At 65.6% G+C, this 8578-nt stretch carries 10 protein-coding genes and 1 pseudogene; 4 read left to right on the top strand and 7 right to left on the bottom strand.

What is annotated here, in order from left to right:
* Positions 1-485: acyl-CoA dehydrogenase family protein (locus INE98_RS10670; protein ID WP_293538824.1), on the top strand; the 485-nt coding region annotated here is incomplete at its 5' end.
* Between the two features lie 307 nt (positions 486-792).
* On the opposite strand, the gene tyrS is transcribed toward INE98_RS10670, so the two are convergent.
* Both tyrS and INE98_RS10660 read right to left on the bottom strand, forming a co-directional pair.
* The gene (gene tyrS, locus INE98_RS10665; RefSeq protein WP_293538822.1) at positions 793-2001 is read right to left on the bottom strand and encodes a tyrosine--tRNA ligase; all 1209 of its coding nucleotides are present in this window, start codon (positions 1999-2001) and stop codon (positions 793-795) included.
* Positions 2002-2134: 133 nt separating this feature from the next.
* On the bottom strand, positions 2135-3472 hold the full coding sequence (locus INE98_RS10660) for a helix-turn-helix domain-containing protein (protein WP_293538821.1): 1338 nt from the start codon (positions 3470-3472) through the stop codon (positions 2135-2137).
* 186 nt (positions 3473-3658) lie between these two features.
* Between INE98_RS10660 and INE98_RS10655 the strand changes: the two are divergent.
* Positions 3659-3763 (top strand): annotated as a pseudogene (locus INE98_RS10655) (hypothetical protein); the annotation flags it as partial.
* 37 nt (positions 3764-3800) lie between these two features.
* Here INE98_RS10655 and INE98_RS10650 read toward each other — a convergent pair.
* From INE98_RS10650 to INE98_RS10635, 4 genes are all read right to left on the bottom strand, one after another.
* Positions 3801-5051, bottom strand: coding sequence for a type II toxin-antitoxin system HipA family toxin (locus INE98_RS10650; RefSeq protein WP_293538820.1), 1251 nt, complete (start codon positions 5049-5051; stop codon positions 3801-3803).
* A 5-nt stretch (positions 5052-5056) separates the two neighbouring features.
* Positions 5057-5344, bottom strand: a complete 288-nt coding sequence (locus tag INE98_RS10645) for a helix-turn-helix transcriptional regulator (RefSeq protein ID WP_293538819.1) — start codon at positions 5342-5344, stop codon at positions 5057-5059.
* A gap of 364 nt (positions 5345-5708) precedes the next feature.
* Positions 5709-6044 carry an XRE family transcriptional regulator gene (locus INE98_RS10640; RefSeq protein WP_293538817.1) on the bottom strand — a complete coding sequence of 112 codons (336 nt, stop codon included), beginning with the start codon at positions 6042-6044 and terminating at the stop codon, positions 5709-5711.
* Entirely contained in the window at positions 6044-6415 is a 372-nt protein-coding gene (locus INE98_RS10635; protein WP_293538816.1) for a type II toxin-antitoxin system RelE/ParE family toxin, read from the bottom strand. The genes INE98_RS10640 and INE98_RS10635 overlap by 1 nt, the downstream gene beginning before the upstream one ends.
* Before the next feature lie 204 nt (positions 6416-6619).
* On the opposite strand from INE98_RS10635, the gene INE98_RS10630 reads away from it, so the two are divergent.
* Positions 6620-7822 (top strand): amidohydrolase family protein, encoded by a 1203-nt coding sequence (locus INE98_RS10630; protein WP_293538814.1) that lies wholly within the window; start codon positions 6620-6622, stop codon positions 7820-7822.
* Between the two features lie 69 nt (positions 7823-7891).
* A complete protein-coding gene (locus INE98_RS10625; RefSeq protein WP_293538812.1) occupies positions 7892-8242 on the top strand; it encodes a GFA family protein in 351 nt (116 codons plus the stop codon).
* Between the two features lie 9 nt (positions 8243-8251).
* Here the strand turns inward: INE98_RS10625 and INE98_RS10620 are convergent.
* Positions 8252-8578: SDR family oxidoreductase (locus tag INE98_RS10620; RefSeq protein ID WP_293538810.1), on the bottom strand; the 327-nt coding region annotated here is incomplete at its 5' end.

Below are 8578 nucleotides of genomic sequence, written 5' to 3'. Positions count from 1 at the left end.
GCTCGGCCGCCGCGCCGCGCCTGGGCGTGCGGCTGGAGCGCCTAGCCGAGATCGCCCGCACCCCGGACGAGGAGGGCCGGCGCCTGATCGATGCGCCCGGCTACGCCGCCCGCCTGGCCCAGGCCGGGATCGACATCGCCGCCCTGGAGGCCATCGAGCTCCGGGTCATGTCGCGCCTCTCCAACGGCGAGGCGCCCGGCGCCGAAAGCTCGCTGATGAAGACGGTCTCCACCGAGCTGAGCCAGCGCCTGACCGAGCTGTCCGTCGAGGCCGCCGGCGTCTACGCCGCCCCCTGGCAGCCGCACGGCGGCGCCCTCGGCGGCCCGACCCCGGGCTTCACGCCCCCCGCCGACGGCTTCCTGGCCGGCCCGCCCCACGCCTGGATCGCCGCGCCCAAGTACTTCAACGACCGGGCCGGCTCGATCTATGCCGGCACGAATGAGATCCAGCGCAACATCATGGCGAAGGCGGTGCTTGGGTTGTGAGGGGGAGCTTTTAGGGCGATCGGCGGCAAGTGTCGGATTGATCTGCTGAACGGCGCCGGTCCATTTGACCCGCCCGGGGGCTAACCGGAGCGAAATCCCGGCCCGACCTGGTCCAAGTTTGGGGGCAAGGTTAAATCAACCTAGGATTATCGTTATGGCTGGATGAGAAATGGGGTCACGTCAGTCTGCCCGAGCCAAAACGGACGGAGGTCATTCACGCCTTCTTCCGCTGCGCTCGAAGCGCGCCCCTGGCCCGATACGAGTTCCCGCACGTGCGCAGTCGCCCAGCCCTGGCGGAGACCTTCGCTTAATCTCCAGTGAGAATGTAGCGGCTACGCTTGCCGACCCAAAGGATCCGGCCTGGCGCGATCTGCACCTTGGTGTGCTCGTCCATGATTTTCTGACGATCCACGCTGACCCCACCGCCGTGGATGAGCCGACGCAGTTGCGAGCGGCTCACGCCTTCGGTCGCGAAATCGCAGAGGTCCAGCAGGCTGGGCGAGGTTGGGAAGGCGGCGTTTAGCCGGGATATCTGAAGCGCCGCATGATCCGCATCATCCGGTGCCCGATTCTGCACCGTGCGCTCAAAGTGAGCCGCGGCCGCCACGCTCGTTCCCACCGGATAGAAGCGTTCGACGACGTTGGCCGCGATCTGCTTCTTAATCGCCATTGGGTTGGCGCCCTGCGCCAAGCCCTCGAGCAGCCTTTCCTTGGCTTGATGATCATAGGTGGTGGTCAGATCGAGGTAGTGGGGAATCAAGCTGTCGGCGATCGACATCACCTTGCCATACATGTCTTCTGGCGGAGCGGTCAGCCCAATGTAGTTGTTCTTCGACTTGCTCATCTTCTCGACGCCGTCTAGGCCAACCAGCAGAGGACAAGTGATCACAACTTGGCCAGGCTTGCCGTGAGATTCCTGCAGGGCGCGGCCGACGAGATTGTTGAATAACTGGTCGGTGCCGCCGAGTTCGATGTCCGCGTCTATGATGACTGAGTCATAGCCCTGCATGATTGGATAGAGCAGCTCATGGAAGTGAATGGCGACCCCACCATCGAAGCGCTTCCGAAAATCGTCGCGCTGCATGATCTGGGCGACGGTCAGTTTCGAGACCAATTCGATGACCGCTCGGAAATCGAGGCGGCTGAGCCACTCTGAATTACGGCGAATCTCAATTCGGCTTGTATCGACGACGCGTGAGAGTTGAGCGATGTAGGTCGCGCTGTTGGCCTCGATCGCCGCTTCTGAAAGCGGCGGGCGCATCTTGTTGCGACCGGTCGGGTCGCCGATGGCGGCCGTGAAATCCCCGATGATGACAACCACCCTATGGCCCGCGTCCTGGAACTGCCGGAGCTTCTCCAGCACCACGGCGTGCCCAAGGTGTAGATCCGGGGCCGTAGGGTCGAATCCCAGCTTGACGACCAGGCGGCGCCCCTCGCGCTCAGCGAGCGCAAGCTTTTGCTGCAGCCCGTCCTTGGGCTCCACGATGGCGACGCCGTCCAGCAAGCGATCCAACATGAGGGACTTCTCTAAAGTTGTGCACCGACCAATGCGCGTAGCGCAATTTGGCCTCAGTGGTAGCCTGAAAATCGGTGCTATGGGACAGGTCTGAGGGGCGGGGCTGGTCGCACGCCGCTGCGGACTGGCCGGCTCAATTGCGGCCCTGCGCGCGAAACCAAGGTTTGTCGTCCTGTAGCATTCGGGAGATGACTTCGCCGCCGCACAGTGACGCCTCCAGGACAGCGTCTCCCACGACCTTACCGCCGATCCGAAGCAGCAGCACGCGCGCCTCCACGTCCTCGTTCTCAGCCCGCCTGAAAGTGCAGGGGACGCAGGGCTTGATGTAGAGGGAGTCTCCTGGCTCCAGCCGAGCGTCTCGCCACAAGCCTCCACTCAGCCAAGACATTACAATCGGGTCGCAGCCGATGTTATACACATACTGATGCAGCGCGACCTCGAGCACCTCAGGGCTGGCGATGTGACCGGACTTGAGGGGCCTAAGCTCCAGACTTCGGGCGTAAGGCGTGAGGGCCGAGCAGGCCAAGGGCTGGATTTCGTAGGACGGATCTTTGGCGTCAGGAAGCAGCCAGCAATCTGTCGACGTGCGCTGCGAGATCACGACGCCGTTGCAGGTGTCATCGGCGGCAGCCAGGAGTTCGCGTAGCGGAACGCGCAAGGCGTTTGCGAGTGGCCTCAAGACCTCCAAGTCGCTTTCGCCCTCAGAAAGCGCGCGCGAGATCTGCTGGACCGAGAGGCCGCTCGCCTTGGCAAGTTGATCGACAGAATGGCTGCCATTGGCCAGCAGGCTGCGGAGTCGCGCAGCCTGCAATGTCGTCTCATCAGCCGCCGGCAGCATCAGCCGGGCGGCGATCTCGAGCCCACAGCCGCCGAGCTCCTGCTGTCCATCGCCTGACAGTCGCCCCCCATAGGTGAGCGCAAGGATTAGGGCGAGCTGGCTGGGATCTCGAGATGCGAAGCTGTGCGGCGCGTAGGGCTTGCCGAACACCGAGTCGCCAGTATTCATCTGCACACAGTAACGGCGACCTCGGTCCTCATAATAGTAATTCACGGATCCGATGAAATATGTGAACTGATAGAGCAGATGTCCATCGTTCCACTGGATTTGTTTATTGTACGGATCGTTGTCATCAACGACTTGAAGCATCCTGATCCACTCGGGGCGCAACAGACACAGCCGGCTCATGGCGGTGTCGCGGTACTCGTAATAGTCGCGCCCACGTCGCTTCAGGGTCCGGCGTGTCGCGAATGATTCAGCCGCGGACATTTGTTTGATGTCGAAGGTGGTGTCGTCGTGGACTGCGTAGAAATCCCGCTCATTGACCGGCCAAATCTGGACAGCGCGCGCCACAATCTCGGCGGGAAGCGGCGCGTCACCGGCGATCGCCCGGCGCAGCGTCCCAACGTCTAGGCGCAGTTCGTCCGCTGCAGTTTGATCGTCACGTTTTAGATCGCTTAGCAGCCCACGCAATGTGAGGCCTGACGTGACCCCCGTTTCTCATCCAGCGATAACGAGTGTCCTAGGTTGATCTGAGATCTGCTCGGCGAGGGTTGCAAGAGGCCGGCGCGCGGAGAGGTCAGGTTTCGAAGCGGACTGGCCGGCGTCTATTACTCCTGGCAGCCGCACGACGGCTTCCTGGCCGGCCCGCCTCACGCCTGGACCGCCGCCCCCAAGTACTTCAACGATCGCGCCGGCTCGATCTATGCCGGCGCCAACGAGATCCAGCGGAACATCATGGCGAAGGCGGTGCTGGGGCTGTGAGGGCATCGGGCGCGGCGCGCCGTCTCCTCGGCGAGATCTAGGAGTCCTCACGCGACAGACGAAAGCACGTGGCGAAGCGTCCGCGGTCGGCGGCGTTCACGCCGGCCTGGGTGAACTGTTCCTCCCAGCCTGCGGCCACCTGCCGGCGCAAGGTCGCGATCATGGCTTCGGCCTGGTCGGGGGAGAGGTCGAACCCTGCGGCGCCCGCGAGCGCATTGGCGAGTGTGGCCGCCCTGCCTTGCGGGCCGACGCCCAGCACCAGACGCCGTTCCAGACCGACCTGCGGCTTGGGGACGACATCGTAGAGCGGCGAAAGCCGCCAGCCCCTGCCGTCGAAGAGGAAGCCGTGGTTGCGGAGGTGGTCGTCGTCATTGGTGACCAGAATGTTGAACACCATGCGCCGGAACAGTTCGTGGAGATCGCGGCGCACCTCCACGCCATGCTGCCGAAGGGCGGCGGCGAGGTCCGCATAGGTGTAACGGCTCACTTCGCTTTCGTGCGCGCCGAGCAGGGTCAGGCCGGAGGCGAAGGGCCGCCGCTGAAGCCCGCTGTCGTGTGGCGTGCGATCGAACCGTTTGATCAGGTAGATGTCGCGTCCCAGCGCCTGCCTGAAGTCCAGTGCGGGAACGTCGAGACCGCAGGTCGCAGCCAGGCGCATTGTGGCGAGCTCGACCCGGCATTCGGGGAAGCTGTCATTGCGCGCCTGGAACTTGGCGATCCAGGGCTGGCCGTCGAGTTCCGTCGCCGCCTTGGGGCGCGCGCCGCCGAGGGACGAACCGGCGGTCAGCAGCCGTCGCAGGTTTTCGTCGAGCTGGTCGACGTGCTGAGCGCGCTCGACAGCCTCGGCCAACTCTTCGAGAGAGAAATGCTCACCTGGCGCATCGCCATCACCCCAGGGCGTCAGGCGCTCCGGACGTTCCGGAGTCGGTCCGAAGGCCAGCGCGCCGACCCGGTGGTCGCCCGAGGCGAGGATCAGATCCATGTCGCTCGGCAGGCGATCCCCCATCGCCTTGTACATGAGGTACTGGCCCCAGCCATCGGGAGCCGCATCGCGGACTCCGCCAAAGACGGCGAAGCCTTCCTCGGTCCGGAATGTGCGGTCGGTTGCCGGATCGTGGAGGGGCAGGGCCACCGGATCGACAGGGACGCGGTCCGGGCGGGCGAGATAGCGGCGGCCATAGGCAAAGGTCGCGGACGGGTTCCGCGGCTCATCGGTCATCGTCAGCAGCCCCGCCGGAACAGGACCACCCGCGAGATGGACAAAGACGTAGGTGCGGACCGTCGCCATGCCCGTCAGAAATCCAGGTCGTCGCGGCTGACGGCGTGCGTCGTCCGGGGCAGCCGGGCGAGGTCTTCGCCGATGCCCACGCGATCGGTATCCGGGGCGATGAGTTCCGCGAGGCGCTGGGTCATGCCGAACACATGGAGGGCGCTGGCCAGCACGGCCAGGCCCACGGTCGCATCGCCCGCCTCAAGACGCTGGAGCGTCTGCACCGAGACCAGCATGCGTTCGGCCATCAGCCGTTGCGGCAGCTTTCGCCGGCGGCGGGCGATTGAGATGTCCTTGCCCAGCTGCGCCATCGCGCGCTGGCTCTGAGGCGGCAGTCCTGTGGCGGCTCTTGATGCGCGTGACATAGAAAATGCATGACATATCAATCGAAAAATCTCAATTAGGGATGATATATCATATGATCGCGCTGCACATCTTTGTGCGCCAGGGCGGGCGGGGCGCCGTCACGGGGCAATGGGTATGGAGCCAGAGCGCCTGTCTCCGGCAAGTGAGACGCCCAGCCCCAGCGCGCGCCCGCCGACGGCTTCCTCGCGGCCCGCCGCACGCCTGGACCGCTGCGCCCAAGGACTTCAGCGACTTCGCCGGCTCGATCACTGCGGGCGCCAACGAGATCCAGCGGAATATCATGGCGAAGGCGGTGTTGGGGTTGTGAGATCAGGCGTCCGCACGGTCTGCGGTCATGTCGCCGAGTCGTTCGATCCTGACCGTTTCCCGGGACGGCAACCGCACGACGATCTCGAGTTCACCGCCCATGGCTTCCACGTATTTCCGGAGGGTTGAGAGGTACATGTCCGCCTGTCGCTCCATCCGGGAGACTGTCGGCTGGCGGACGCCCAGCGCCCGGGCGATCTCGACCTGAGCCTTGCCGGCGGCGCGCCGCAGTTCGCCCAGGCCCTCGACCTGGCTCATCAGGGCCTGCGCCCGCGCCTCGACGCGGCTGCGCCGGGCTTCCGGCAGGGCCGCGATCACTTCATTGAGCCTTCGTTGCATCACGACCTCCTCGCCCTGTCCCGCCCAAGCCCTTCCAGATGCTGGCGATACCGCGCATCCGCCCGGGCGATCAGGCCCCGGTAGAACCGTTTTTCCCCGCCGCCCGACTTGTCGCCGGCGACGAGCAGGATGGCTTGTCGATCCGGATCAAAGGCGAAGGCCACCCGCCAGACACCCTGATCTGCTGCGAACCTGAGTTCCTTCATGTTCGCGAAGTCCGAGCCTTTCAGGGTATCCACGTGGGGCCGTCCCAACTGGGGCCCGAGGGCCTGAAGCAGCTGGGCCTTCGCAAGAAGCTCATCCTGGACGGGTTCCGAAAGGCGCTCAAACTCCGGATCAAACGCTTCATGGAAGAGAACGACCCAATCCAAATATAGCTCCTGAGCTATTATTTTCTCAAGTGTCAAAGCCCCGCTGTGGCGTTGAGCCCCGGGAATCTCTTCACTGGACGGCATCGGATGGGCCATTTTCCGGCAGGTGTGGGGCGACTTCGTGTCGGATCGCCCGCCTTGCCCTCCGCCCGGACTTGACCTCATAGTCAGCGCCTAAAGAACGCCACCCAGGAGGAGACGACCATGGCCTACGCGCCGGCGGACCGCGACATCTATGACGCCGACAGCCACATCATGGAGCTGCCGGACTTCCTGAAGCGATACGCCGACCCGGGCCTGAGGGACGAGATCCCCGAGGTGTCCTATTCGGCCTCCATCGTCACCGACGAGGAGGTGGCGGTGATCATGGACCAGGGCGGCCGGCACAGCGATGAGCACGTGGCGGCGCAGGTGGCCCTGGGTGACGCCCTGATCGAGAAGTCCAAGGAGATCCAGGCCCTGGGGGCCTTCAATCCCGGCGACCGGCGCACCGCCATGGACCTGCTCGGCTTCCGCAAGCAGCTGGTGTTCGCGACCCACAGCCTGCGCATGCCCTTCTCGCCGTCGACCAAGCTGGAGAGCCGGCTGCGCTATGGCGCGACCCGGGCGCACAACCGGCACATGATCGACTTCTGCGCCGCCGACGACCGGCTGATGGGCGTGGCGGCCATTCCGCTTGACGACCCGGAGCTGGCCCTGAAGGAGCTGGACTTCGTGCTGGCCAGCAACCTCAAGGCCGTGTGGGTGCCGCACCGGGCGCCGCTGGACCGCTCGCCGGGCCACATCGACTTCGATCCCTTCTGGGCGAAGCTGGCCGAGGCGGGCGTCCCCTTCGTCCTGCACGTGGGCGGCGCGCCCCTGCAGCTGGCCAAGGCGTGGATGAACAATGGCCGGCCGCCGACCAAGGACTGGCTGGGCGGCGGGGAGAACCTGCGCACCAAGGACGTAGCCGTCCTGCACGAGGGGCCCGAGCAGTTCCTGACCATGATGATCCTGGACGGGGTCCTGCACCGCAATCCGGGCCTGAAGGGCGCGGCGGTGGAGCTGGGCGCGGGCTGGGTGCCGGAGCTGCTGCGCCGCCTGGACTGGGTGGTGAAGCACTGGAGCCGCAACGACGCCAACCTGCAGGGCCTGCACCGGACGCCCTCCGAGCAGATCACCCAGCAGCTGGCCTTCACCCCCTTCGTCTTCGAGGAGGTGGGTAACTTCATCGACCAGTCGAACGAGGACCTCTACCTCTTCTCGAGCGACTATCCGCACATCGAGGGCGGCCGGAACCCGATCGGCCGCTTCGAGGCCTCGCTCGGCGAGCGCCCGGCCAGCGTGCGGGACAAGTTCTATGCGGAGAACTTCCTGCGCATCTTCCCGAACGCCCGGGTGGACCGGAAGGCGACCGTCGCGGCGTGAGGCTGTCAGATGGCTGTGGTCCCCGGTTCTGACACGATGAGGAGAACCGGGGCCTGCCTCTGTGGAGCGGTGACCTTTTCCCTGAGCGGGCCTCTGGGCGGAACGATTGCCTGCCATTGCACCCAGTGCCGCAGGCAGTCCGGGCACTACTTCGCCGCCGTGGGCGCGCCGCGGTCGGCGGTGGCCATTCCGGAGACCGAAGACCTGGTCTGGTACCGGTCGTCTGATATCGCCCGCCGTGGCTTCTGCCGCCGCTGCGGATCGACCCTGTTCTGGGATCCCTTCGAAGGCGAGGTGACAGAGGTTGCCCTGGGCGCCCTCGACGCTCCGACAGGCCTGACGCTTGAGCGGCACGTCCATGTCGCCTCCAAGGGCGACTATTACCAGATCACCGATAGCCTTCCCCAGGACGAGACCTGACGTCGGGGGTCAGGCGTTGCGGGCCATCAGGCCGCCGTCCACGGGGATGGTGACGCCGGTGATGTAGCTGGCGGCGGGCAGGCAGAGGCTGACGGTCATGTGACCGACCTCGGCGGGATCGCCATAGCGGCCCAGGGCCGTGCGCCGCTTGGCGTAGGTGGCCTTGTCGGCCTCGGGGATGCCCGCCGTCATGCCGGTCAGGATGGGCCCGGGGCAGATGCAGTTGACGGTGATCCCCTCGCGGCCCAGCTCGACCGCCAGGGCGCGGGTCAGGCCGGTGACGCCGGCCTTGGCGGCGGCGTAGGGGCTGTCGCGGCTGGTGGCGCCGAGGGCCTC

The organism is Phenylobacterium sp. (assembly GCF_020253645.1).
In the GTDB taxonomy this organism is placed as follows: Bacteria; Pseudomonadota; Alphaproteobacteria; order Caulobacterales; family Caulobacteraceae; genus Phenylobacterium.
Note: the sequence above shows the minus strand (reverse complement) of the source record. Positions and strands in the feature narration are given on the sequence as shown.

What these genes read in the sequence shown, in the direction of transcription:
- tyrS (WP_293538822.1), bottom strand. Translation starts at nt 2,001, where the DNA reads ATGTTGGATCGCTTGCTGGACGGCGTCGCCATCGTGGAGCCCAAGGAC.
- INE98_RS10650 (WP_293538820.1), bottom strand. Translation starts at nt 5,051, where the DNA reads ATGGCGACGGTCCGCACCTACGTCTTTGTCCATCTCGCGGGTGGTCCT.
- INE98_RS10645 (WP_293538819.1), bottom strand. Translation starts at nt 5,344, where the DNA reads ATGGCGCAGCTGGGCAAGGACATCTCAATCGCCCGCCGCCGGCGAAAG.
- INE98_RS10640 (WP_293538817.1), bottom strand. Translation starts at nt 6,044, where the DNA reads ATGCAACGAAGGCTCAATGAAGTGATCGCGGCCCTGCCGGAAGCCCGG.
- INE98_RS10630 (WP_293538814.1), top strand. Translation starts at nt 6,620, where the DNA reads ATGGCCTACGCGCCGGCGGACCGCGACATCTATGACGCCGACAGCCAC.